Here is a 25,219-nt window from a genome sequence, read left to right as displayed (position 1 = left end):
TGCGTCGTTGCTTCCGCGCCCATTTCTCAAGCCAAAGTGCGGATAGGTCGCGGGACTTCGAGTAGAATCCGAGCGAGTCTTTCGGGAATGTCCAAGAAGCTCAACCAGCCCCTCGGCGGGAACGAGATGCCGCGCTTCGGCGGGCCGGCGACGATGTTGCGCCTGCCGAGCGCGTCGTCGGCCGAAGGCCTCGATGCCTGCTTCGTGGGAGTTCCCTTCGACATCGGAACGTCGAATCGAAGCGGCGCGCGATTCGGACCGCGCCAGATCCGCGCGGAGTCCTGCCTGATTCGCCCCTACAACATGGCGACGCGAGCCGCCCCGTTCGACGCCCTCCAGATCGCCGATGTGGGTGACGTTGCCATCAACACTTTCAATGTAGAAAAGAGCATGGCTCTCATCGAGGCGGCCTACGACGAAATCGCCGCCGCCGGGTGCAGGCCGCTCACGCTCGGCGGCGATCACACCATCGTGCTTCCGATCTTGCGCGCGCTCGCGAAGAAGCACGGTCCTCTCGGAGTCGTGCACGTGGACGCTCACGCCGACGTCAACGATACGATGTTCGGCGAGAAGATCGCACACGGGACGCCATTCCGACGGCTCGTGGAAGAAAAACTGATCGATGGAGCCCGAGTGGTCCAGATAGGGCTTCGAGGAACCGGCTACACCGCCGAGGACTTCGACTGGCCGAGGGCCCAGGGCTTCCGCGTCGTTCCGGCCGAGGAGTGCTGGTATCGATCGCTGACTCCACTGATGGCCGAGGTGCGCGAGCAAATCGGCAAAGGTCCCGCGTACGTCAGCTTCGACATCGACGGTCTCGACCCCGCCTTCGCCCCGGGCACCGGCACCCCCGAGATCGGAGGCCTCACGACCGCGCAGGGCCAGGAGATATTGCGCGGCTGCTGCGGCCTCGAGATCGTCGGCGGGGAACTGGTCGAAGTCTCACCGCCCTACGACACGTCGGGAAATACGGCCCTCGTTGCCGCCAACCTGCTCTTCGAGATGCTCTGCGTTCTTCCCGGCGTTCCCTACCGAACGTGACGGGTGGAGGTTCCGACTCTCGAGAGGGAGCTGCGAGGGATCTCGACTGGATTACGATGAAGGCGCTCGAGAAGGACCGGAACCCGGCGGATCGATCGTCTGAACGAACGACGTTTAAGCTCGCTCTCTGCTCATCCCGCTCTCAGTTAGCCGGGTCGAGGCGGCGCACCTCGTCGGTCCAGTTGAGCACGATCTTGAGCTCCGTGAGCCGCGAGCCTCCGCGCGTCCAGACCAGGGCGAGCTCTCCGTTCGGTCCCGCGTCGTATCCCGGGACCTGATACCCGCCGACGTATGCATCGACTGAGAACAGCGCCCGCGGCTGACCGAGGCCCGAGGAAGGTCCCTCGGGCACCTCGACCGCGAACATGCGATTGTCGTTGATGAAGAAAATCTCGCCTCCGTTCCTCGACCAGACCGGATGCGATCCGCCGTTGACCGAGACGGAGATTCGCGCCCCGCTCCCGTCGGACCGCCGTGCGTAGATTTCCCAGCGTCCCGATTCCAGGGACTGGTAGGCGATCCACGCGCCGTCCGGAGAGTACGAGGGCGACAACTCCCGGAACATGCCGGAGCCCAGTCGGCGGCTCTCCCGGGTCTCGAGCGAGAGAATGTGGATGCTGTCACCCGGACCTTGCTCCGTGTAGGCGAGCTCGCGGCCGTCCGGCGAGATCGAGGTCGCGTGCTTGTCGACCGGACCTCCGAGGATGAGCTCTGGTTCGCCGCTTCCGTCGCTTCTCACGCGAAAGAGCTCGTACGGACCATTCGCCGCCGAAGTGAAGTACACCCACTCGCCATCGGGGGACCAGACCGGATCGATGTCGTCGTAGCCGAAGGTGAGCCGGCTCAGCGAGCCACGGACGAGATCGAGGAGCCAGATGCTGCGGTCGATCCCCTCCCTGACGACAACGGCCAGTGTCTTTCCGTCGGGGGAGGAGCGGGGCAGCTCGAAATTCCGCCGCTCCGTGGAGGCTGGCCGTTCCTCGCCGGTTCCGGCGACCCATACGACGCGATTGTCCGTACTCTGCTCGCCGTAGAGGAACGTTCCGTCGTTCGTGACCGCCATCAAAATGGACCCGTTGACCGGTGAGGTGAGGACGTCGCTTTGCACGAGGAAGGGCTCGCCCTGGAGCTCGAGCTTCGACGGATCGAATCGGACCGCCAACAAGTCTCCCGAGCGACCGAAGAGAAGGTAGCCGTCGGGGATGAAGCGTGCGGTGTATCCCCCTTGGAGCAGCTGGCGTGTCGCTCCAGAACGGAGGTCCTGCAAGCGTACCTCCCAGGTGTCGAGACTTCCTTGCGCGTACACGGTGTAGAGCAGAGCTTCACCGCTGGGTAGAAGCCAGGGAGACCAGTGTCCCAGATCGCCCTCCTCGAGCCGTGTGACCGGCTCGGGGTCGCCCCCGTTCTCCGGAACGCGCACGATCGGAGAGGAATAGGTTTCCGCGAAATACACGAATCCGTCGTTCGCCCAATGTATCGCCGTGGCGAACGCCCGGTCCGCCAGCTGGGTCGAGCCCCCTCCGTCGACGGGGACCTTGTAGAGATGGCCCGAGGCGGAGTAACCCACCCAGCGCCCGTCGGGAGAGAAGAACGCGCGCTCCGCGGACGTCGCCCCTTCCAGAGGTCGCCCTTCGACCTCGTCGAATCGCCGGAGGTAGACACGACCGGAGCTCGTGTAAATGAGCGTCCGTCCGTCCGGAGATACGTCGAACAGGCCAAAGGTGGTGGAGGGGGAGTCGCTCGGAAACGTCATCGATAGACGCACCGTCGGGCGCGCCGTGCGGACGTCGCCTCCCCGTGCCGACCAGAGACCGCTCGCGATGAGCGCTCCGAGGGCGGCGGCCGCGAGGAGCTGTCCGACCCTCGCTCGAGGACGCCGACTCTCGCTGACCTCGGCGACGTTCGGAGGGTCCGTGAGCTCGAGAAGCGCATCACCGATATCGCGGAGCCGCTCCTCGCGTTTCTTCGCGAGAGATCGCTTCAGCAGACGGCGCACGTGCCACGGAACTCCGTCCGGAAGAGCGCCCCAATCGGGATCGCTCTTCACGATCGCCGCCAGGATGTCGGTGACGGTATCTCCATCGAAAGCTCTTCTTCCGGTGAGCATTTCGTAGGCGACGCAGCCGAACGACCAGACGTCCGAGCGCCTGTCGAGCGCCTTCCCTCGGGCCTGCTCGGGGCTCATGTAGGAAGCCGTTCCCAGGATCATACCGGCCTCGGTCGCCTTCGTTCGCGTCGGCGATTCGGTGAGCTCGGGCGTTTCGACCGGCTCGTCGAGAGATTTCGCCAGCCCGAAATCGAGAACCTTCACCCGCCCCTCTTCGTCGATCTGGACGTTTCCCGGCTTCAAGTCGCGATGAAGAATTCCGCGGCCGTGCGCCGCTTCGAGGGCATCACATATCTGGACGAAGAGAGGAAGGGCTTCCTCGTAAGGAATGGGTCCGCGCGCGAGCCGCTTCGAGAGCGTCTCCCCCGAGGCCAGCTCCATGACGAGGAATGACGTACCGTCCTGCACCTCGAGCGAGTAGAGAGAAGCGATGTTCGGATGCTCGATGGATGCGAGTGCTCTTGCTTCGCGCTCGAGCCGGGCCAGACGTTCTTTGTCGGAGGTGAGATGCTGGGGAAGGAGCTTGAGGGCGACGTTTCGCTCGAGAGTTAGGTCGCGCGCCTTGTAGACTTCGCCCATACCGCCCGCACCGATGGCAGCGAGGATCTCGAACTTCCCGAGCTTTTCTCCAGGGGTGAGCGTCACAGGGTGGAAAGGATAGGAGAACTCTTCCCACTTTCACAAGTGACCGGAGAGGCAGGGCGTCCGCCGGTGAGCGAGTCGTTCTAGGCCGTTCTCCATCCTGGGAATCGGCTCGCGACCGGGCAAGTCGCTCACGCGGTACAGAGTGATCGGAGTCCGTCACCATAAATCACCCCTGTCAGTTTCGTGTCGTCGACTCGTTCGCGCCCGTTTCCTCGCTTCCTGGAAGGCTCGAAGGGCTCGGACACGCGCCTCGGTGTGACGGACGATCGGTCGAACGGAGCTCGTGCACGGAATCTCGCGAGCGATCTCGAACTCCGGCAACCAGCGCTCTACGTAGCGTTCCGACAACTGGATTGAAGACGCGAAGGGCGCTTCGAGCGACGCTTCTGAACCTCAGCGATCGAGACTACCGCGGGGCGCGACCCATTCCGTCGCTTGATGGGTGACCGCGCTGATGCGGTCGTAGTCGTCGTCATAATGGAGCACTGTGAGCCCGGCAAACTCGGCAGCCGCGGCGATGATCAAGTCCGACGGCTTGGCCCCGCGGTGGTGGCCTGCCGCTGCCAGCATCTTTGCCATCTGGATCGCTCGATTCATCACCGTCGGTGTGATCGAAGCTTCGGGTAAAGCCATCCGTTCGTCGATGACGTCGTCAACGTCTCGGGCCCGCGTGCCGTAGATTACCTCCAGATCGATGAGCCGACACGACCAAAGTTGTCCGGCGCGCGCGAGGGCTTCGAGCCGGTCGCCAACGCCTTGCTGAGGAGCGCGAGCGAGCACTGAGGTGTCCACTAGGTAACGGGGCTCAGCCATGGTTGACGAACGTCTTGGGCCGGCGCGCCTCTTCGACCTTCCCGACATCGAGGGCCCCCGGTCCCCGAAGCCGCCGGATGTGCCGAAGTATCATGTCCTGGTCGACCAGACGCCGAAGCGCGGTCTCTACCGTCGCTTTGATCGTGTCGGTCCCCGCCACGCTTCGAGCTCGCTCGAGCAGGTCATCATCGATTTCGACGAGTCGCTTAGCCATTTCTGGATTATATATGAAATGTCGATACAGATATATCGTCTCTGGGCCGATTCGATCTACTTCGGCTCCGACGTCGACGGCCTGGTCGTCTGATCGGCCGGCAGTCAGTCGTTCCTGTCGGGTTCGTCTCGTCGACTCGTTCGCGCCCGTTTCCTCGCTTCCTGGAACGCTCGAAGGGCTCGGACCCGCGCCTCGGTGTGACTCACGATCGGTCGATCGGGCTCGTGTACGGAAGCTCGGGGGCGAGCGCGAAGCTCCGGCAACCAGCGCTTCACGTAGCGCCCGTCGGGATCGAACCGCTTACCCTGGAGAATCGGATTGAAGACGCGAAAATACGGGGCGGCGTCGGTTCCCGTTCCCGCCGTCCATTGCCAGCCTCCGTTGTTGGCGGCGGGATCGCCGTCGACGAGGTGCTGCATGAACCAGCGTTCCCCCCGTCGCCAGTCGATGAGGAGATGCTTGGTGAGAAAAGATGCGGTGATCATGCGGGCCCGGTTGTGCATGAATCCCGTTCGGGAGAGCTCTCGCATGCCAGCGTCGACGGCGGGGTAGCCGGTCCTGCCCTCGCACCAGGCGGCGTAATCGTCCTCGTCGTCGCGCCAGTGCATGAACCGGCCCTCGCCACGAAAGCTCCGATTTCGCGCTTCGGGAAAATGCCACAGAACCGAAATGTAGAACTCCCGCCAGATGAGCTCTGCGAGCCAGGCCTCCGCGCCCTTCATCTCGCCCTTTCCCGCCGCATCATCGATCGCGTCGAAGGCGGCGCTCACCGCCCTTTGAGCCGACAGGTTCCCGAACCGAAAGTAGGGCGAAAGCCGGGACGTCCCCTCGAGGTCGAGGCGATTGCGGACCTCGGCATAGGAATGGATCCGCTTCGAGAATCGAGAGAGGCGGCGCCTCGCCTCCCGTTCTCCGGGAGGAAACAGCGAGTCGTCTCGAGCGCGCACGTCGGGCAAGCGATCGCTTGGGACTCGACCGATATCCGGAAGCCTGGACGGCGGTTTCCAGACGGAAGTCGAGCGTCGGACCGCTTCGCGCAGCCACGTGCGACGGTAAGCCGAGAACTGGGTATAAGGGGAATCGTCGGGTTTCAGCACCTGCGAGGGAGAAAGATAGGAAAGTCCCCAGAGGCTTTTCAGAGGGAGCGAGTCCCGCAGTTTTCGATCGCGCTTCCGTGAGTACGGAGACACATCTTGCTCGCAGTAAATCGACTCGGCTCCCGTCTCACGAACTATCCGGGAAAGCTCTCGGAGCGGCGGCCCGCGGCGGACGACGAGCCGGCTTCCTCGCTTGCGGAGAGATTCATCCAGTTCGCGGAGCCCTCCGAGAAGAAAGGCGAATCGTTGCTGCGATACGTAGGGTGAGGCGAGAAGCTCGGGGTCTATGACGAAAACGGGAACGACTCGCTCGGCGTGATCCAGTGCGGCGGCGAGAGCGACATTGTTCTCGAGTCGAATATCTCGCCGAATCCACCAGATCGCGGTATTCATCCGCTTGCACTCGTTCGGCCGGCATGGCTTTCGAGCGGAAACGCTCCCGCTAACGTGCTTTTCGAATGATGGCTCCCTGCGACACGCACCACCAGTGTCCTTTGGCTACATTTTATCTATAAAAGTATTAAGTCGAATGTAAACTTGACAAGAAAATATCGAATGTTCAACAATACAATGTGCCGACAGAATTTCATCCTATTCGAGTCGCGGCGCGACGCACGGGGTTGAGCGCCCACGTCATACGAGCCTGGGAGAAGCGTTACGGTGCCGTCGAGCCCAAGCGAACGCCAACCCAGCGCCGGGTCTATTCGACCGAAGACCTCGAGCGCCTCATCCTTCTTCGCCGGGCGACCCTGGCGGGAAGGAGCATCGGGCAAATCGCAAAGCTTCCAACGCCCGAGCTCAAGAGTCTCGTGGAAGAGGACGAGAGCGCCGCCCCCGAGCGCCTTCGTGCACCGGTTCGTTCTGACGGCAACCAGCTTCTGTCCACGGCCTTGGAGGCAACCGGCCGACTCGATACCGCGGCACTCCAGCGCGCCCTCGATCAGGCCTCCATATCTCTGAGTCGGCCAGCGATGATGGAGCAGATCATCGTCCCGTTGATGCATCGGATCGGTGACGCCTGGCGTGACGGCTCGCTTCGCGTCGCGCACGAACATCTCGCTTCAGCGCTCGTCCGCTCGTTCCTTGGAAGCCTCGACGGTGCTTTTCCGGTCGCGACCGCGGCCCCCGAGATCGTCGTCACGACGCCATCGGGACAGCTCCACGAGATTGGCGCCCTTCTCGCGGCTGCCACGGCGGCATCGGAAGGCTGGCGAGCGACCTACCTCGGCCCGAGCCTTCCCGCGGACGAGATCGCGGCGGCTGTGCGACAGCGAGGCGCACGGGCCGTGGCTCTGAGCATCGTCTATCCTACCGACGATCCACAGGTCCAGACGGAGATCCAGAGGCTCTCCAAGCTCGTCGCGCCGGAGACGACGATCCTCGTCGGTGGGCGGGGCGCACCAAGCTACCGAAGCATCCTCGAGGCGGTCGGCGCCCGACACCTTCCGGACTACCAGAGTCTGCGCACGACACTCGAGTCGCTTCGGCAGTAAGCGACGAGCTTGACGACACCCCTCGTTGTCGTTACCGTCTGCGCGTGCGCCTGGTACTGCTCCTTTCTCTTCTCTGGGCCACTCCGGCGTTCGCTCAGCTGCGCTTCGACCCCGAGGCCGAGACCGAGGCCTATCTTTCGCGCGTGCCCGCGGAGGAACGCGAACGCTCGGACGCCTATTTCGAGGGCGGCTACTGGCTCCAGCTCATCGGCTACTTGTATACGCTGGGAATCGCGTGGCTCCTGCTCGCGAGTCGCTTCTCGGCGTGGATGCGCGACTGGGCGGAAGCGCGCGCCGGACGTGGCTTCGTGGCAACGACACTCTACATGGTTCCGTACGGTGTCGTCACGTTCGTCCTGGGGTTTCCGTTGACGCTGTACCAGGGTTTCTTCCGCGAGCACCACTACGGGCTAGCGAACCAGACCTTCGGGCCGTGGATGCGTGATCAGCTGGTCGCTCTCGGAGTCAGTCTGCTTCTCCTCTCCGTTGCCGTGGCCGGCCTCTACGTGGCCATCCGCAAGGCGGGAAGACGATGGTGGATCTGGGGCTCGGTGGGAGGTGTAGTCTTCTTGTCGTTCGTGCTTCTCATCGGCCCGGTTTTCATCTTTCCGCTCTTCAACCAGTACGAGCCTCTGGACGACCCGGAGATCACGGCACCGATCCTGAGCCTGGCCCGCGCCAACGGCGTTCACGCCGACGATGTCTATCAGTTCGACGCCTCGCGTCAATCGAAACGCATCAGCGCCAACGTGAGCGGTTTTCTCGCGACGATGCGGATATCCCTGAACGACAATCTGCTCGACCGGTGCTCGCTCTCCGAGATCCGGGCGGTCATGGGCCATGAGATCGGCCACTACGCGCTCAACCACGTGTGGGAGGGGCTCTTGTTCTTCGGCCTTCTCCTGGCGGCGGGATTCGCGTTCGTCAACGCGCTCTTCGAGCGCCTCCGAGAGCGATGGGGCGAGCGGTTCGGAATCCGCGACATCGGGGACATCGCCGGCCTGCCTCTGCTCGCGGCGCTCTTCGCCACGTTCATTTTCCTCATGACGCCCGTCGTAAACAGCTACGTGCGCGCCAACGAGGCCGAGGCCGACCTCTTCGGTCTGAACGCGGCTCGTGAGCCCGATGGTTTCGCCGAGGTCTCGATCAAGCTGGGCGAGTATCGCAAGCTGAGCCCGGGGCCGCTGGAGGAAAGCCTCTTCTTCGATCATCCGAGCGGCCGTTCGCGGATCGAGATGGCGATGCGGTGGAAAGCGGAGCAGCAGAGATGAACCCCGAGGCGGCCCGACTTCTGCCGCCCCGATGAAGGACGCCTACTTCTCGAAGATCTCTTCAGCCGAAACGATACCGACCCGCTCGATGGGGAGCTCCCGAATTCGGATTTTCTCGTCCTCGGCCAGGACGTCTTCGGCCGTTCCCGGCGTCTGGTAGCTCACCGGACTCTCGGCGTTCGACTCGATGGCACGCGCCAGCTCTTCGGCGTTCGAGGCGACGATGGCGACGCGGAAGTCCCAACGGTCGAGGTGTTTTTTCAGAGCGCGGTTGACGTCCTCGACCGTCATCGTCGCCAGGCGCCTCTCGATCTCGTCGATGTAGAAGTCGGTCCCATAAAAACGGGAGTCCATCTGATAACCGAGACGTCGGTCGAGGCTCTGCACCCATAGCTTGGAATAGCTCGTGATGTACTCGCGCGTTTCCTCGAATTGCTCCCGGGTCATGCCGTTCTCCACTAGACGTCGCAAATAGAAGATCGCGCCTCGGAGCGCGAAGTGAGCGTTCTCTGGGGCTACCGGCCGGATCCAGATGCTGAAGTGCTGCTGGCGCCTGGGGATGTTCGGTACCGGAAACGTGCTTCCGCCTTCCTGGATGAAGCTCTCGACGTAGGAGTAGTCTCCGTAGTTCAGTCCGCGCTTGGCGCGCAGCTCGTTCATGAGAACCCCGTTGAACGTGCGGTGGTCTCCGAGATGGATGTTTGCCACCAGCAGGGGGTAGAAGTCCCCGTCGGCCCGCGTGATGTCGAGGGGAATGCCGAGGCTAATGGCCGTGGAGTCCGCGGCGGGCCGATGAACTACCGTGACCATGAGTCCCTTGCCACCCGAGACGTCTGGGAGTGTTCGTGGCCGTTCTTCACCGGCGGGGAGGGATTTTCGGAAATCCTCTCGCATCCGCTCGGTGAGCCCATCGGGCAAGTCCCCGGCAACCCCCATCTGCAAATTCGCGAAAGTGTAATGCTCCCGGTAAAAGTTCTTCACGTCTTCGAGAGTAATCGACTGGACTCCGGCGACAGTTCCTTGCACTGGATGGCGGTATGGGTGACCCTCGTACAGGACCCACTCCAGAGCGTGCTTGCCGAGCTCCTCGTCGTCGGAGCTGCGCAGCGACTTCGTCAAGAAGTTCAGGAGCTCGTTCTTGTTCCTCTCGAAATCGGCGGGATCGAATCGAGGCCTCAGGATCCGCTCGCGGAAGATTTCGTAGAAGGGCTCGAGGTGATCGCGGTGGGCGTGGCCGATGAAGGTCGTAACTTCCTTGTCCGGCTGCGATGAAACCGACGCGGCCATGGGGTAGAGAGCCTCCATCACCTCCCGTAAAGACGATTCGTCGGTGCCGCCGCGGCTCAACATGAGCGCGGTCAGGGCGGCGAGGCCCTCCTTGCCGGACGGATCGTGGCTCGATCCGACGTGGAATACGAAGCGGAAGTCGACCAGGGGACTTCCCGGACTCTTCAGCAGAACGACGTCGCGGTCCGCGCCAAGCGTCAGTTTCGTCATACCCAAAACCGTAAGAAACGCGAGGTAGGTTCGAAGAGGTGACATCGATTATTCCTCACCGGAGACACCGGGAGCCGGCGACAACGTCACGATGGTTCTCGTCTCCTCGCGGAAGTACTCGCGCGCGAGGCGGCGAACGTCTTCCGCAGTTACCGAGTCGTAGAGCTCGTAAACGCGGTTGATGGTCTTCGGGTCGTTGGTGAGCGCGAGGTAGTGGGCCATGGTGTTGGCGACGGCATCGGCGGTATCGAGGCCGAGAAGAAATTGATAGCGCATGTGACTCTTCGTTGCCTGAAGTCGGTTCTCGTCCGCCAGCTCTTCGCAGATCCGGTGGAGCTCGTTCAGCAGGGCTTTGCGAACCTCGTCGAGCTTCTCCGGCACCCGCACCCGGGTAAGGATGGTGTAGATGGGTGGATCGGCGTGATCGGTAGCACCCGCCTGAATGAAGTCGACCCATTGTTTATCGATGACCAGCTCCTGGAAGATGGGTGACGTCTCCCCGAAATGCACCTGTGAGAGCACGTCGAGTCCCGGCATGTCGATGCGCTCGGTGCTGAACGCCGGGGCCCGGTAGCCGATGGCGAGTATCGGGAGCGTAGGTGCCGGCCATTCGACCGAGGCCTCGCGAGGCGCGGTTTGAGGCGGTTCGGCGGGAATGTCGGGTAAGTAGTGCCCGCGCTTCCAGCGTCCATATTTCTCCTCGATATGCCGTTGCAGCGCGTCCCAGTCGTAGTCGCCTACGACGAGAATGGTGACATATTCCGGCCGATAGAATCGGTCGAAGAACTCGATGCTGTGATCGTACAGGGTAGGCATGGCCTCGATGTCCTCGAGAAATCCAATCACCATGTGTTGATAGGGGTGGTGGTCGTAGACGGTGTCGTGCAGCTTCTCGTAGAGGCCCATGAAAGGGTTCGTCGCGCTCTTGTTGTACTCGCCCAGAACCGCTCCCGCTTCCTTCTGGAACTGCTCCTTGCTGTATTCCAGGTTCTGAAAGCGATCGGATTCGATCTCGATGATTCTCGGAAGCGATTGCGAGCTCGCGAGGATGTGGTACACCGTTCGGTCGAACGTCGTATAGGCGTTGGAATCCGCTCCGATCGCCCTCAGTACGTCATTGTAGCGATCCTCGGGGTAAGTGGACGTCCCGCGAAACATCATGTGCTCGAAGAAATGCGCGAAGCCGCTCTTTCCCTGCTCCACCTCGTGGCGAGACCCGACCCGCACGACCGTGTAGAAGGCAGCGATCCCGGGACTATCGAATCGTACGCCGACGAGCCGAAGCCCGTTGTCGAAGTCTCGGACGTCGATTGGGTAGGGGAAGACTCCTGGATGTTGCGGCTGGGCGGGGGTAGATAGCGTCAGCGTCATGAGAAGCATGCTCCCGATCACGTTGTGAAGTCTCCTTTTCCTGATCAATGCCGTGGAGGGACTCGTGGCCTATCGGCCACGCTCGCATTCGCCTCCTTCGGAGACGAAAGCGGTGCCCTCCACGGCTCGGCCTCTGCGGCGCTGCGCGCCGATCTCGCAGCGGATGTCGTGGCTGCCGCGCGGTAGGCTGGACCGGACTTCATCATCAGCCTTTCCGCGCGAATGATAGCTCAAAGGCTGCGCGTCACTCGGTTTCGCCACGGGCCGCGGGGGCGCTCGAGAAGCAGCTCCCCGAGAATCAACGCCTCGACGAGCTCATGCGACCCCGGTCGCCGCGGGCCCCGCCGGTCGATTGCGACAAGGGGCTTGCTCCGCTTCGCCGGCACCCTGGCGTCGACGGCTGCCGGCCCGATGATCGATTCATAGAGCCTGCGCCCAAGGGTCGCGGTCTGTTCGGGCGAGTCGAGCGCGGCGTCCATCGCCGCGACCACGAGTTGCCGCGGTGAGCCTTCGGCGAGCTTCCCCGACGAAAGCATCGCCTTCGCCCTCGACGCGCCTTTGGCGTGGAGTCTCCAGTCGGCTATTCCTGGCAGATCCGCCAGCCTCTTGGAGCCGAGGGCTTCGAGCTCGGTGAAGAAGAGCTGTTCGGTGAGCGTGTCGAGGACGGATTCGATGGGCGGAAGCGGAAGGCTCCCTTGGGCTCCTGACAGGGCGAGGGAAGAAGGGTTCTGATGTTGTTCCGTCCATTGTCGGAGATTCTCCTCTGCCTCGCTCGAGTAACCGAGGAGCGTGACCCATGCCGCCGTCCATCGAATTCGCAGATGCGCGGGGGGCTCGGGATGCACCGTGCCGTCTGGATTGAGCCGGAGGGTCGTGACTCGAAGCGGCGACTGCGGGCTCGCATGAACGCGGGCGAGGACGCGAAGATACGTGGGACCGAACAAAGTGGCCCCCAACGCGTCTCCGAGAATTCGAACGACGTAAGCGGCGAACAACAGTCGGGCAAGAGCCTCGGGACGGCTCGCGACGTCCGAATCGGTCACCCTGAGCTCGAGCCGGTCGTAGATCTCGCGATAGAGACCGGGAGCGGCGTCGCCGAGATACCTTGCGATCTCGAAAGGCAGGGCAACCCATTCCAGCGGCTCGTTGGTTACGCTTCGCGGCACGAAGAGTGTCGAGCCCGCGAGGGGCGATGACCCGAGACGGTCGTCGCCCAGATCCCAGATCAGAGCGACGGGCGGCGCCTCGATGAGCTCGAGTTGGGCAGCGGCCGCGTGGGGAGCGAAGCGGGCTTGGAACTCATCGACGAGCCGGTCCGCGACCACCTGGGCTTTCGAGGTCTCGGGTCGTCGTCTGATCGTGGAGTGAGTCCTCGCCGTCGTCGTGATTTCGCGGAGGGAGTCCGTGACCTCACGAGCCCTCTCCAAGACGACCGACAAGGAACGGGCTTCCTTGGCGGCAATCGCGGACTCGAGCCGCTCCACCGTGGTTTCGGCCTCGCTCCTCAGGGACCGATCGACGATGAAGCTTGCCTGCGCCCGCAGGCTGGGTTCCAGCTCGAGGAGGCACTCGTCCAGCTCGCCCGAGGCTCGTCTGAGCACGGCCAGTACCTGCTGCGCTTCGCGGTCGAGCCCGACGATCGGCTGCGGCAACCGAGGACGGGTGGGACCTCTCGCGACGGGCGGCGCCTCTTCCTGGCGCCGCGCTTTCTTCGCTTGGGAGGCAATCTGGGAGAGCAGCCAAAAGACGAACAGCAGGAGATAGAAGACGGTCTGGATGTCCATCGGTCTACCGTCTCCGCCTCACGCGTCTCCTCGCCTTAGGGGGTGCCAGCGCGATCGCCAAGACGAGCCTTCTTCGCAGACGCACGGGATCGCGGATTGCCGCGGCCAGGAATCGGGATTCCGTTTCCTTTGCTCTGCTATTTGCGTTCATCGGAATCCTCGGGCTCGCCCGAGCGGGCGATCGAGTCGCGCATCTTGGTGTCCGCCACTACGTTCTGCATGTTGTAGTAGTCCATGACTCCTAGCTTTCCCTCCCGGAACGCCTGGGCCATGGCCATAGGCACTTCCGCCTCGGCCTCGACGACCTTGGCTCGCATCTCGTGCACCCGGGCCTTCATCTCTTGCTCCTGCGCGACCGCCATGGCGCGGCGACCCTCCGCTTTCGCCTGCGCGATCTGCTTGTCGGCTTCTGCCTGCTCCGTCTGGAGCTTGGCTCCGATGTTGGCTCCCACATCGATGTCGGCGATGTCGATCGAGAGGATCTCGAAGGCGGTGCCGGCATCGAGACCTTTCTTCAGCACGGTCTTGGAAATGATGTCCGGGTTCTCCAGCACGTGTTTGTGGGTGTCGGCCGAGCCGATGGTGGAGACGACGCCCTCGCCGACGCGTGCGACGACGGTCTCTTCTCCCGCCCCACCGACCAGCCTGTCGATATCGGCGCGCACCGTCACGCGGCTCTGGGCGATGAGCTGGATGCCGTCCTTCGCGACCGCCGCGACCTTGGGCGTCGTGATGACTTTGGGGTTGACGCTCATCTGGACGGCCTCGAGGACGTTTCGGCCCGCGAGGTCGATGGCGGCGGCGCGCTCGAAGGTGAGCGCGATATTCGCCTTGTCGGCGGAGATGAGCGCTTGCACGACGCGCTCGACGTTTCCCTTGGAAAGGTAGTGCGCTTCGAGCTGGTTGACGCTCAAGTTGAGGCCGGCCTTGACCGCGCTGATGCGAGGATTGATGATGAGCGACGGGGGAACGCGCCTGAGCCGCATGGCGATGAGCGTTCCGATGCCGACGGATGCTCCCGAGGACCAGGCCGCGATCCACAAGCCGATAGGCACGAAGTACAGAAGGAACCCAATTCCGACCAGAATTAGAAAAGCAAGGGCTACGATTCCCATTTACGGTCCTCCTTAGAAGGCTCCGCCTCGAACGGTCGCTTCGGAGCCTACGTCAACAGTCAACATCTGACATCCGAAGAGTCCTGAGCAGCCTCCTGCCGACGCTCGGCTTCGGACGTCGCCCATGCCTGTATATCACGCGGGTCTGGGCCGCTCCTCGCTCGATCGCGCGGCGAGCTCCACGACGATTCGAGAGCCTCGCACTTCGGTAACGATGATGGAGGAGCCGGCTTCGATGAACTCTCCCTCGGTAACGACGCCACGCCTGAGCTCGCCGAAGCGCGCGATGCCAGCGGGACGGAGATCCGATTCGGCGACGCCGGTTCGCCCCGTCTCGAGCTCGGTCTCGGCGGAGTGCGCCTTGGAGAGAGACGACAACAGCACAACGTCCTTTCCAAAGCGACTCTTGGGAATCCAGAGCATCACCGCGGTGGTCGATCCGAGCACGAGCACGACGGCCAGGGTTCCGTATGCGCTCCCGAAAAAATGGAATGCGTAGAAACAACCGGCAGCGAGGCAGACGAGGCCCAGTATTCCGGTCACGCCGAACCCGGGGATGACGAAGAGCTCGAGAGCCACTAGAAGATATCCGGCGACGAGCAAGGCGACGACGGTGATGAGAGGATCGCTCATGCGCGATTTCCCGGTTCCGCCCTGACGACGGCTGTGCCCGAGCGCCATTGAACGATCTTCACCCGTTCGCCCGAGGCGATATAGTCGCCCTCGGAGACGGCATCGATCCTCTTGCTCGCGACTTTGATCTTCCCCGCTGGCCTCAAGTCGGTAATTGCCTCGCCCAGAGTACCCAGGGGGAAGCCTTCCTTCTCGGCCTCGTCATGCGAGCTGAATCCCGCTCGAGCGGCGAGAGACTCCCCCAGGACGAAACGGCGTGCCACGCCCGTACCGGGGAGCAAACGCACCACGAGGAATCCCAAGACCGCGGTGATCACCAGGGATGTGGAGAGGACGACGAGCGCGCGATTGACGAACCCCAGATCCCAGGAGACTCGAAAATCGAGTGCGAGCAGAGAAAGGAGGATCGAGACCAGCATGAGTGCCACTCCGCTCGCGCCGATGAGGCCGAACCCAGGGATCACCAGAAGCTCGACCAACAGCAGGAGGGCTCCGAGGGCGAACAACAGGAGCTCTTCCCAACCGGCGAGCCGGGCCACGTGGTGGCCGAAGAAGAACGTAACGAGGGAGAGAATTCCGACCGTTCCCGGAAGGCCCCACCCGGGCTGGTACAGCTCGATCATGATGCCGAGGAATCCGATGCTGAGGAGCAGGGAGGACAGAGTCGGCTCGGAGACGGCGCGGGCGATGGCCTCGGCCCAGTTGGTCTCGGTCTCCTCGACGCGGGCGCCAGAAAGACCGATGACTTCGAGGGCCTCTTCCAGGTTCCTGGCCTCGTGGTCGGCGATCTTCAAAGCGAGTGCCTCGCCGGTGCTCAGCGTCAAGACTTTACCTTTTTCGATGACGCCTTCAATCTCCACGTCGGCATCGACCATGGCTTCGGCGACGTCGCCCCGACGGCCCCTCTTCTCCGCGGTCGTGCGCATCTCGGTGCGCATGTACGAGAGCACTTTCTCGTCGGCGGCCTGTGGCTCCTGGCCAGCTCCCGCTCCAGTGATGGGCGTGGCCGCTCCGATCGAGCCTCCAGGCGCCATGACGATCACCTCGCATGCCAGCGAGATCAGCGCGCCCGCCGAGATCGCCCGCGGGTGGATGAACGCCACTGTTTTCACCGGCGCGTCGATGAGCGTGTCGCGGATCAATACGGCTCCGTCGACACGGCCCCCAAACGTGTCGATGTCCAGCAGAACGACGGCGTTGTCCGTCGCCGCGGCCGATTCCACGACGCGAGCGACGAAGGGTGCCAACCCGAGGTCGATCGTCCCCTCGATCGGGATCCGGAAAACCACTCCCGACGAGCCTGGCGAGTGCTCGCCGAGATTGTCGTCTTTGCCCGATACAGGCTGGGAAGCACCCGAGCCCGAGGCGGAGTCGCCCTGGAGCCCCGATGCCGGCGCTGCCGCATCGATGATGAGCGACGCCAGGCCCGCAACCAGGAAAGCCGTCCAAACTGACACGAAACGGGCGGTTCTCGCCGTTGTTCTCCCCACTTTCGCTCCGAAGAATAATTAAGGTTGAAGGCGCTCTTCAGGCTCGACTGCGCATAGTATACCAGCGCCGCGGGACCGACCGGTGAACGGCAGCTACCTAATAGTTAGGCTTCCTCCCACGTCGACCCCTTCTGATCGCAAATGAGACGCGGATAGCTCTGGACAGGATATATCAATTTTAGATATATTTGAATTTGATGCAGGCGATAACCCCCACGCTGCCCATGCTGCAAATTCTGATTGCCCTCGTCGACGAGGACCGTCACGGCTACGGCATCCTTCTCGAGATCGAGCGAAGAACGGGGACGCGTCTCGGAACCGGAACCCTCTATACGACGCTGCAGCGGCTTCAGGCAAAGAAGCTCATCGAGGAGACGGAGAAACGACCCGATCCGGCGGACGACGACGCACGCCGAAGGTACTACCGCTTGACGTCCACGGGTCGCGAGATGGCTGAGCGTGAAAGCACGCGGCTCGAACGCGTCGTCGAGATGGCGCGAGCCAAAGCGCTCTTGTCGTAATGCGCTTCGCCGCCCTCGTCTACCGTCTCCTTCTGCGAACGTATCCCGGGGCGTTTCGTCGTGACCACGAAGCGTCGATGCGCTCTACGTTCGAGGCGATTGCGCGCCGGGACGGCGTGATGCGGACGCTCGCACGCGAGATGATCGACGTTCCCCGCAGCGCTATCCGCCTGCGAAGCGAACGGCGCATCCGTTCTGGGAAAGGAGCGGAGATTGAGCTCTGGTTCAAGGACCTTCGGCAGGCGACCAGGGCGCTTTTTCGGGTTCCAGGTTTCACGATCGCTGCAATCGTATCGCTCGCACTCGGGATCGGCGTGAACGCTGGCGTCTTCGGACTCGTCGATGCCGCGCTGGTGAAGCCGATGCCGCTAGACGCGCCCGAGAGCGTGGTGGCCATCTATGCGACTCGGGGGGCAGACCGCTTCCCTTCGAACTTCAGCTATCCGAATTACGTCGATCTCGCCGAGGCAACCAACGTCTTCTCCGATGTCGTGGGTTTTCAAGGGGCGCCGCTCAGTCTCAACGTAGGGGGAGCCGATCCCGAGCTCGTCTGGTGCGAGATCGTCACCGACAACTACTTCTCCGGCCTTCGGGTCCCCTTCGCTCGAGGCCGCGGATTTGCTCGTGGCGACGGGCGTGCTGCGGTTCTGAGCTACGAGTTCTGGAACCGCCGCTTCGGCGCGAGCGAGAGCGCCCTCGGCTCCCAGCTTCGTCTGAACGGGAACGATTTCACCGTCGTGGGTATCGCGAGCGAAGGCTTTACCGGCGCGAAGTTCCTGGGTTTCACGCCGCAGCTCTGGGTCCCGATCCGCGCTCACGAGGTGGTCTGGCCGGGAAGCGAAGGGCGGCTCGAACGCCGCACGGGCGGCTGGCTCAATCTTCGCGCGCGACTCACGGAAGGAGCCAGCTCGGGGGAGGCGGCCGCCGCCCTCGAAGCGATCGCCTCTCGTCTCGAGGCAGAGCATCCTGACATCAATCGAGAGCTCCGGCTCCATCTCATTCCCGCCGCGCGCAAGACCGAGCCCGTCATCGAGATCGAGGTCGGGAGCGCCATTCCCATTGCCGCCCGAGTGGTCTTCGCCGTTGGAGGGATCGTGCTGCTCCTCGCCTGTGCCAACGTGGCAAGCCTGCAGCTCGCGCGTTCCGCTTCTCGGCGAAGGGAGCTGGCCGTGCGCATCTCGATGGGTGCCACCCGGAGCAGGCTCGTCCGGCAGCTTCTCCTCGAAAGCTTACTGCTGGCGGTCGCCGGTGGGAGTCTCGGCCTCGCGCTGGGAAAGTCTCTGATCGATGCCGCGATGCGCCTGAACCCGGTTCTCGATTTTTCCGTCGACCTCGGGGCCAAGGTGGATGCACGGGTGGTGATGTTCACCGCTCTCGTCTCGCTACTCGCGGGTTTCGTGGCGGGTCTCCTGCCCGCTCTCCGCGCGGCACGGCGCGACGCCTCGGAGTCCTTTCGAGACTCGGACTCGGCGCGCCGAAGAATGAGCCGACGCTGGATCGTCATCCCCCAGCTCGCGCTCTCCCTGGTCGCTCTTCTCTCGGCCGGACTCCTGGTGCGCAGCTTTCAGAACGTACGCGCGGCCAGTCCGGGCTTCGCGAAGCAAGGGTTGCTCCTCGCCTCCGTCAATCTCGATTTGCACGGTTACGGCCCGGTTCGCGGCCGACGCTTTCATCGGTTGCTTCTCCAGCGTTTGCGGAGCTTGCCCACGGTCGAAGCGGCGAGCCTCGCCTTCCCGCTTCCTCTCGATGCGTCGTCCCGTGGAGGTCGACTGTTTCCCGACACCGCACCAGGCTCGACCAAAGACGACGATGGCTTGTTGGTTTTCTCTAGCGTCGTCGGCGAGGGGTATTTCGACACGATGTCGACCGAGATCGTCGCCGGCCGAGCGTTCGACGAACGAGACCACGAGGACGCGAGGCCGGTTGCGATCGTGAACGAAACGCTGGCCAATCTGTTCTGGCCTTCGGAAAGTCCGGTCGGCCGCGGACTCCGAACGAGCCGCGAAAAGCCGCCGCTCGAGGTGATCGGTGTGGCGCGCGACGGCAAGTACATGACGCTCGGCGAGCAGCCGCGGCCGTACTTCTTTCTCCCGCTCCGACAGGAATACTCGTCGCCAATCACGATCCTCGTTCGCACGCGCGCAACGCCGCGAAGCTTCGAGGAAGGTTTGCGGCGCGAAGTGCGTGCCCTCGATCCGACGTTACCGGTGTACGGGGTGAAGACAATGGAAGAATTCCTCGGACGCTCGACCGCTGGCCCGCGAGGACTCGCGCTCGCAATCTCGCTCTTCGCCCTTCTCGCGCTCGCACTCGCCGCGGTGGGTATCTACGGCCTGATGAGCTTCTCGGTCTCCCAGAAACGACGTTACATCGGAATTCGCATGGCGCTCGGCGCCACGAGAAGGGACGTGTTCAAACTTTTTCTGAAGGAAGCGGCAAGCGTTGTCTTTCTCGGCTTGGCGATCGGCCTTCCCGCGGCATGGGCTTCCACCCGCGTCCTGTCGAGCCTGCTATTCGGCGTGAGTCCCGGAAATCCACCGGTGCTCCTATCGGTCGTGTTGCTCCTTGTCGCGGTGGCGCTCGCCGGGAGCTTGTTCCCGTCACGAAGAGCCACACAGCTCGATCCTATCTCGACTCTTCGGCACGAGTAGCAGGCGACAATCAGGAGACCCAAGGCATCCCCGGCTTACGAGAGGGCGAGATTTCACGAAGCCGTGGTTCCATAGACCGTCAGCCCGCGCGACAGCGCCGCCGTCGCCTGGCGATCGTCGTGCGTCCAGAACTCCAGCGGCTCGCCCTCGGCTTCCGCGGCCAGGATCTCCGCGGTGGCTACGTGGATCGCGTCGAGCGCGCGCACGTTTATCGCGAACGAGCTCTTCGCTCGTTCGATCACCGGGCGATCCATAGCGGCAAGGTCGAGCTTGGCGAGAAGCTCGGTCAACTCCTTGCGCTTGAGTGCCGTTTCCCGATCGCCGAGGTTTCCGAGCAGGCGTTCGCGGTCGACCGCCCGGAACGCCTCGACCTCGATGAGCTCCGAGGACGCCGCCCGGTCACCGGCGGAAAGAACAACGGTAGGTCCCGGCTCCGCGAACAAGAGCCGCAGAACCACGCTAGCGTCGATGTACTTCATGCGGATCCTCACGCACCGCGCGAAGAGACGCTTGAATGTCGATACTTCGCTCGATTTTGGTAACCGTGAGGTCGGCCCAGTCTTGTGTACCGAGCCGCAGACGACCTTCTCGTGCCAGCCGGTCGCGCCACGTGAGCTCGCCCCCCTGAAGAGGGCCAAGCTGTGCTATCGGCTCGTCTCGATCCTTCACCACGATGCGCACCCCGCGCGAGGCGAGCCTAAGGTATTTGCTCAGGTGGGCTTTGAGCTCGGTGACGTTAATGGCCTTCATGTCCTTATAATAAGACCATCATGGCCTTATTCGCAAGGTTTGGCCGCGGTGGGCTATCTCGACTCTCCGGCACGAGTAGAAAGAAACGCGACGAGTGCGGCCGCCTCGTCGTCGGTGAGCCACGGCCATCCCGCCTCGCGCTGCATACGGCGCACCGTGCGCGCCCAAAAGAGCCGGTCGGCGTCGCGTTCGATGATGCGTTCCTGATCGTGGCAACGCGCGCATTTCGTCTTCAGGAGCTCCGGGCCCGCCGAGGCGTCGCCGTTGAGGATGGCGGGCACGGCGAGCTCGTGGAGATCCCGCATCAGCGGACTCTCCACCGCAGAGCCGTACTCGCCCGCCACCCGATGGGTCTCCTGTTTTTCCTCGTCTCCGAGCGCACCGTAAGCCGCGGCGAGGAACTGATGCCCCCGGGAAAGCCGAGGGAATCGATCGAGAAGCGGCAGCAGGATGGCCAGAATCTCGCTCCATTTCTCCTCGAGCATGGCGAGTCTCGCCTTACCGAGGGCGGCGACGGGTTGGAGAGGATCCAGGCGAAGCGATCTCTCCAAGGACTCTCGTGCGTCTCCGGGGCGGGCCCACATCAAGTAGAGATCGCCCAGCTCGGCGAGGAGCTCGGCATCGTCGGGTCGCATCTCGAGTGCCCGGATGAACAGGGTTTCGCTCGCTTCGTATCGATAGCCGGTTTTCTCGAGCATCGCCCCGTAGTAGATCCACCTGAAGTCCCCGGGATCGCTGCGTCGAGCCAGCTCGTAGCACACCCGCCCCTCTTCGAGAAACCGGTAGGCGTGATACAGCATCCCCAACGAGCCGAAGGATTCGGCGGAGGGGCTCTCCCGTGCCCGCGCGTCGGCGGCGCGGAAGAGCTCTTCGGAGACCGCGTTCAGATTGGCGAACGCGGGCAGAGCAGGCAAGCTGAGGTCATCGCCGCAGCCGGCGAGCATCGTGACCGACGCGAGCACCAATACCCGCTTCAACGTTCTGACCAGCGATTGCGCCACCAGGTCACGCGGCTCAGGCGGTCGAATGGCTCGTGCGAATAGAGACCTCCGGTGACGACGTCCGTCCAACCGTCGGCGTCGAGGTCACCGTCGTCGATCACCACGAGATGAGTGGGGGCGGTTGCGATCTCGCGCTTGGTGAACCGTTGCTCACCGTCGTTCTCGAACCAGACGATCGATGCCGCGAGGGGATCGGACCAGTCGGCAAAGAGGCTCACCGCAACGACGTCGAGATCGGAATCGTGATCCACGTCGAGGGCTCGGGCGGAGAAGGCGCCGGGAAACAGACCGAGTGCGTGGTACTCGAACGTGAGCCCCCCCTGGTTCTCCAGCCACTGGACACCGTGCCAGGGACGGGGAAGAGATGGGGTGTAGTCGAACGCGTCCCCGTTCGTGTAGAGTACGTCCTGATCGCCGTCCTGATCGAGGTCCGCCAGAGAGATGCCGCTACTTCCGAAGTCTTCGTTGGTGGCCCCGTAGACGATGTGGGCGGTGAACGTCCCGGCCCCGTCGTTCTCGAATACATAAATCTGCTCCCAGGTCTGCGAGACGACAGCGGTGATGTCCAGATCCCCGTCGCCGTCCATGTCCGCCACGGGAACGTGGATGGTCCCGGGAAGGTCCAGAAGCTGCTCGCTGGAGAAGCGCCAATCGCCGAGATTCTCCATCCAGCGAATTTCACCGTCGTCATAGCCGAACTGGGCGACCGCCAGATCGATGTCGCCGTCGCCGTCGAAATCTCCCGGCTGGATGTCGGTGACCCGGGCCACGTTATCAATCAAGATCCTTTGCTCGAAGCGCTCTCCGCCGGTATTCTCGAACAGGTTGACGGCTCCGATTTTGGCATTGCTGGGGTAAATCTGACCCATCTCGGCGACGAGGAGGTCGACGTCGCCGTCCCGATCGATATCGCTTGGCGTGACATGAGCGGGGGCGAGGACGACCGAGCCTACCTGCCGCTCTTCGAACGTTCCCGGAGCCGTCTGGCGGACCCACCGGACCTGATTCAACGTCGCGTCGCAGAGCACCACGTCGAGTAGCCCATCGCCGTCCAGATCGTGGATCTCGAGGTTCGTGATCCACGGCGGGGGAGAGGAAGGTTGCTCGCCAATCGGTATCTCCTCGAGAAAGTCGATCCGTGCGCCCGAGACAGTGCCATCTGGTTGTTCCCCCCTCCGGCAGCTGGTGAGGAACAGGGACAGGGTCAAGAATGCTAGCAGGCGTGGTCGCACCATGCGGACATCCTACCCTCGCACTTGCGTCGACGGAAAGAAGCGTGCTCTACTTCGTGAAACTCCAAGGTGCTCCAGGATGCATATCGAGAGCGGTTCGATCTGGCTCGACCTCGCTCCCGAGCTCGCGGAAGAGGTTTTGAGGCTCGCCGCCGACTCCGCCTCGGAGCAAGAGCGGCGTGCCTATGTCGAGGAGAGGGAAGCGATTTCGGGCATCGAGATCGTCGACATCCGGGAAGACGCGTTCCGGAGCTTCGACGCTCGCTGGATCGATCGTTTCGGAATTCTGGAGACGATACGAACTTCGATCTCCGAGGAGATGCCAGTTGCTGGCTGTTCTCTTCAACGCGTCCGCACCCAGGAGGAGGAACGATCTTTTATCGATTCCGTTCGGGGGCAGCGGGTCCTGATGATCCATGCCATGGTCCCCACGCTGCTCTCGCGCCCGGCCCTCCGAACCCTCCTTCGTCGCGTCGAGTAGCGTAATCGGCGAGCTCGTCGGGAAGAGCGGAAGCTTCTTCAGCGCAAGACCTGAAGCTCATGACCCAGCATCGCGTCGCCATCGAAGAGGTAGCGGCCGCTGAAGCGGGTTCCCGCAACGACGAGCGGAACCCAGAGGCGGTCGTCCTCCCACATCTCGTCGAAGGGGATTTTGTCCAGGGGGACCCACAACGGTTTGGCCTCGGCGGTCTCGGTGGGTACCCCGGTGTAGCCGCTCGCTCGAAACACGTGGACATGAATCGAGTAGCCGTCGACGAACTGGAATCGGTTCTCGCCCACTCGGGTCAGAGCGCTCGGTGTAATGAGAAGCTCCTCCTCGGCCTCGCGGACGGCACCATCGATCGGCTGCTCGTAAGGCTCGAGCCTTCCTCCGGGGGCGTTGATCTTTCCCGCGCCCAGACCCCTCTTCTTCTCGATGAGAAGCATCGAGCCGTTCTGGATGACGAACACCAGCGTCGCCGGATCCTGGGCATGCCAGTTTTCCCAGTCGATATCTTGAAACCTCATGGGCTGATCGGCTCAGCTGGGAGGAGGGCAGGTCACCTCGACGCTGTTGTTGTTCTCGTCGGCCTCGGCGATGTCGTTCCGCGAATCGACGGTGACTTGGACGACGCAGTCGGGAGCGAAGCACTCCTGGGGGATTCCGACCGGGGAGAGCATGGCGATTCTCCCGCCGGCGACGCTCGGCGTTGGAACGTCCGCCGGCGCCCCCCGCGTGAACCGAATGGACGTCGTCGTGGCGTTCGCGTCACCGCCACCCTGATTGCGAACCGTCACGACCAGCAATCCTCCCGACTGACAAAACCCCGCTGCGGGAAGCGGAACGAGGTCGGGCTCGGCGTCCCCGAGAAGAGACGGGATTCCGGGAAGGTTGCTGCAGTGTGCGACTCCCCCCACCGCCAACGCGGCGAGAATCCACGTCCTCAAGGTGCTCATCGATGCGGGTATGTTACTTCACTTTTCGTGGGGAGTTGCGATGCTCGGGCGCGCGTCGGCGGCCGGCTATCTGGAAGGTCGAAGAGACGGCTCGACCGCCGCAAGTTTCTTTGACTGTTTATGCGTCTTGGTGTAATAATTATGCACACGTGAAAAGGGTCGTTGCCGACAAGATTGCCTCGGTCGCCCGGGGCTCAGAGCTGGCGCCCGAGTTGCGCCTCAGCGACGAGATCCCCTGCGAGGAGGGAGTCTTGATCGCGGCAGAAGTGCTGACGGCCAAGACTGTGTACAACACGCTCGAGCTCACGAGTGGCCGCATGGCGCCGGTGAATCGCGGTGATGTCATCGTGGGGGCGCTCGGCCACCGAGAGGCGCTCTTCGGCTACTCCGGCGAGATTCCCGAAAGCCTCGAGACCGGTGAGGTCATCCAGCTTCTCAACCTCGGGGGCGTGTTGGGCCGGTTGACCGGCGCCGACCCGGGTCGGGGCGCTCCTTTCGACTGCCGCGTTCTCGGGTGCGTGCTGAGCTTTCCGTTCCTGGGCGAGCGCGTCGGCGTTCCCGCTCGGGTGGGCTTTCGAAGACTGCAACCGGACGTTCGGCTGGAAGTCGGTGCGATCCCGGTGATCGCCGTGGCGGGCACGTGCATGGATTCCGGAAAAACCGTCGCGGCGTCGGCGATCGTGAGCCGCCTGCGCCATCGCGGCTTCCTGGTGGATGCGTTCAAGGCGACGGGCGTTTCTCTTCTCCGAGACGTTCTCTCGATGGAAGACGCCGGGGCTCGCCAGACGAGGATCTTCACCGATTATGGCGTCGTGGCGACGACCGACCGTAATGCGGCGTCTCTCGCGAAGTCGATGCTCACCGACCTGGCGAGCGACGCGCCGGATGTGATCGTGTTCGAGCTCGGCGACGGATTGATGGGCGCCTACGGCGTGCAGAGCATCTTGAAGGACGCTGACATCAAGAACGTATTGACCGCCGTCGTCCTTTCGGCCAACGATCCCGTCGCCGCGTTCGGAGGGGTCACGCTTCTTCGGGACGTGTATGGGATCGAGC

The 25,219-nt window shown here is 63.3% G+C and carries 23 protein-coding genes; 7 read left to right on the top strand and 16 right to left on the bottom strand.

From position 1 onward, the window contains the following. Positions 1-87: 87 nt before the first annotated feature. On the top strand, positions 88-1,041 hold the full coding sequence (gene speB / locus VEK15_31080) for an agmatinase (GenBank protein HXV65179.1): 954 nt from the start codon (positions 88-90) through the stop codon (positions 1,039-1,041). 142 nt (positions 1,042-1,183) lie between these two features. Here the strand turns inward: speB and VEK15_31075 are convergent, their stop codons facing one another. From VEK15_31075 to VEK15_31060, 4 genes are all read right to left on the bottom strand, one after another. Then, on the bottom strand, positions 1,184-3,793 hold the full coding sequence (locus VEK15_31075; protein HXV65178.1) for a protein kinase: 2,610 nt from the start codon (positions 3,791-3,793) through the stop codon (positions 1,184-1,186). Between the two features lie 393 nt (positions 3,794-4,186). Next, positions 4,187-4,606 carry a PIN domain-containing protein gene (locus VEK15_31070; protein ID HXV65177.1) on the bottom strand — a complete coding sequence of 140 codons (420 nt, stop codon included), beginning with the start codon at positions 4,604-4,606 and terminating at the stop codon, positions 4,187-4,189. After that, complete coding sequence (locus tag VEK15_31065) at positions 4,599-4,820, bottom strand: type II toxin-antitoxin system VapB family antitoxin (protein HXV65176.1); 222 nt, start codon at positions 4,818-4,820, stop codon at positions 4,599-4,601. The genes VEK15_31070 and VEK15_31065 overlap by 8 nt, the downstream gene beginning before the upstream one ends. Before the next feature lie 104 nt (positions 4,821-4,924). After that, a complete protein-coding gene (locus tag VEK15_31060; GenBank protein HXV65175.1) occupies positions 4,925-6,310 on the bottom strand; it encodes a deoxyribodipyrimidine photo-lyase in 1,386 nt (461 codons plus the stop codon). 179 nt (positions 6,311-6,489) lie between these two features. On the opposite strand from VEK15_31060, the gene VEK15_31055 reads away from it, so the two are divergent. Both VEK15_31055 and VEK15_31050 read left to right on the top strand, forming a co-directional pair. Continuing rightward, entirely contained in the window at positions 6,490-7,410 is a 921-nt protein-coding gene (locus tag VEK15_31055) for a MerR family transcriptional regulator (GenBank protein ID HXV65174.1), read from the top strand. A 44-nt stretch (positions 7,411-7,454) separates the two neighbouring features. Beyond that, positions 7,455-8,681, top strand: coding sequence for a M48 family metallopeptidase (locus VEK15_31050; protein HXV65173.1), 1,227 nt, complete (start codon positions 7,455-7,457; stop codon positions 8,679-8,681). Between the two features lie 42 nt (positions 8,682-8,723). On the opposite strand, the gene VEK15_31045 is transcribed toward VEK15_31050, so the two are convergent. From VEK15_31045 to VEK15_31020, 6 genes are all read right to left on the bottom strand, one after another. Continuing rightward, the gene (locus VEK15_31045; GenBank protein HXV65172.1) at positions 8,724-10,223 is read right to left on the bottom strand and encodes a pitrilysin family protein; all 1,500 of its coding nucleotides are present in this window, start codon (positions 10,221-10,223) and stop codon (positions 8,724-8,726) included. Positions 10,224-10,226: 3 nt separating this feature from the next. Beyond that, positions 10,227-11,570: a pitrilysin family protein gene (locus tag VEK15_31040; GenBank protein ID HXV65171.1), complete on the bottom strand. Its 1,344-nt coding sequence runs from the start codon at positions 11,568-11,570 to the stop codon at positions 10,227-10,229. 209 nt (positions 11,571-11,779) lie between these two features. Next, positions 11,780-13,333 carry a hypothetical protein gene (locus VEK15_31035; GenBank protein HXV65170.1) on the bottom strand — a complete coding sequence of 518 codons (1,554 nt, stop codon included), beginning with the start codon at positions 13,331-13,333 and terminating at the stop codon, positions 11,780-11,782. A gap of 137 nt (positions 13,334-13,470) precedes the next feature. Continuing rightward, positions 13,471-14,448, bottom strand: coding sequence for a flotillin-like protein FloA (gene floA / locus VEK15_31030; protein ID HXV65169.1), 978 nt, complete (start codon positions 14,446-14,448; stop codon positions 13,471-13,473). A gap of 135 nt (positions 14,449-14,583) precedes the next feature. Then, entirely contained in the window at positions 14,584-15,081 is a 498-nt protein-coding gene (locus VEK15_31025; GenBank protein ID HXV65168.1) for an NfeD family protein, read from the bottom strand. Beyond that, entirely contained in the window at positions 15,078-16,538 is a 1,461-nt protein-coding gene (locus tag VEK15_31020; GenBank protein ID HXV65167.1) for an NfeD family protein, read from the bottom strand. The genes VEK15_31025 and VEK15_31020 overlap by 4 nt, the downstream gene beginning before the upstream one ends. A gap of 230 nt (positions 16,539-16,768) precedes the next feature. On the opposite strand from VEK15_31020, the gene VEK15_31015 reads away from it, so the two are divergent. Both VEK15_31015 and VEK15_31010 read left to right on the top strand, forming a co-directional pair. After that, positions 16,769-17,092: a helix-turn-helix transcriptional regulator gene (locus VEK15_31015; protein ID HXV65166.1), complete on the top strand. Its 324-nt coding sequence runs from the start codon at positions 16,769-16,771 to the stop codon at positions 17,090-17,092. Then, a complete protein-coding gene (locus VEK15_31010) occupies positions 17,092-19,743 on the top strand; it encodes an ABC transporter permease (GenBank protein HXV65165.1) in 2,652 nt (883 codons plus the stop codon). Before VEK15_31015 ends, VEK15_31010 begins: the two co-directional genes overlap by 1 nt. Positions 19,744-19,796: 53 nt before the next feature. Here VEK15_31010 and VEK15_31005 read toward each other — a convergent pair whose 3' ends face one another. From VEK15_31005 to VEK15_30990, 4 genes are read right to left on the bottom strand one after another with little or no spacing between them, the layout of a single operon-like run. After that, on the bottom strand, positions 19,797-20,222 hold the full coding sequence (locus VEK15_31005) for a PIN domain-containing protein (GenBank protein ID HXV65164.1): 426 nt from the start codon (positions 20,220-20,222) through the stop codon (positions 19,797-19,799). Beyond that, entirely contained in the window at positions 20,203-20,493 is a 291-nt protein-coding gene (locus VEK15_31000) for a hypothetical protein (protein HXV65163.1), read from the bottom strand. The genes VEK15_31005 and VEK15_31000 overlap by 20 nt, the downstream gene beginning before the upstream one ends. A 53-nt stretch (positions 20,494-20,546) precedes the next feature. Continuing rightward, the gene (locus VEK15_30995) at positions 20,547-21,494 is read right to left on the bottom strand and encodes a hypothetical protein (GenBank protein ID HXV65162.1); all 948 of its coding nucleotides are present in this window, start codon (positions 21,492-21,494) and stop codon (positions 20,547-20,549) included. After that, positions 21,467-22,729 carry a VCBS repeat-containing protein gene (locus VEK15_30990; protein ID HXV65161.1) on the bottom strand — a complete coding sequence of 421 codons (1,263 nt, stop codon included), beginning with the start codon at positions 22,727-22,729 and terminating at the stop codon, positions 21,467-21,469. Before VEK15_30990 ends, VEK15_30995 begins: the two co-directional genes overlap by 28 nt. Positions 22,730-22,805: 76 nt before the next feature. Here VEK15_30990 and VEK15_30985 point away from each other — a divergent pair, with 76 nt between their 5' ends. Continuing rightward, positions 22,806-23,207 carry a hypothetical protein gene (locus VEK15_30985; GenBank protein ID HXV65160.1) on the top strand — a complete coding sequence of 134 codons (402 nt, stop codon included), beginning with the start codon at positions 22,806-22,808 and terminating at the stop codon, positions 23,205-23,207. Positions 23,208-23,245: 38 nt separating this feature from the next. Here the strand turns inward: VEK15_30985 and VEK15_30980 are convergent, their stop codons facing one another. Both VEK15_30980 and VEK15_30975 read right to left on the bottom strand, forming a co-directional pair. Continuing rightward, positions 23,246-23,734: an 8-oxo-dGTP diphosphatase gene (locus VEK15_30980; protein HXV65159.1), complete on the bottom strand. Its 489-nt coding sequence runs from the start codon at positions 23,732-23,734 to the stop codon at positions 23,246-23,248. Positions 23,735-23,746: 12 nt separating this feature from the next. Continuing rightward, complete coding sequence (locus tag VEK15_30975; GenBank protein ID HXV65158.1) at positions 23,747-24,163, bottom strand: CARDB domain-containing protein; 417 nt, start codon at positions 24,161-24,163, stop codon at positions 23,747-23,749. A 149-nt stretch (positions 24,164-24,312) separates the two neighbouring features. On the opposite strand from VEK15_30975, the gene VEK15_30970 reads away from it, so the two are divergent. Further along, a partial coding sequence (locus VEK15_30970) for a hypothetical protein (GenBank protein HXV65157.1) occupies positions 24,313-25,219 on the top strand: 907 nt, incomplete at its 3' end.

The organism is Vicinamibacteria bacterium, from assembly GCA_035620555.1.
Taxonomy (GTDB): domain Bacteria; phylum Acidobacteriota; class Vicinamibacteria; order Marinacidobacterales; family SMYC01; genus DASPGQ01.
The sequence above is the reverse complement of the archived record's forward strand: the minus strand, read 5'-3'. Positions and strand labels throughout refer to the sequence as shown.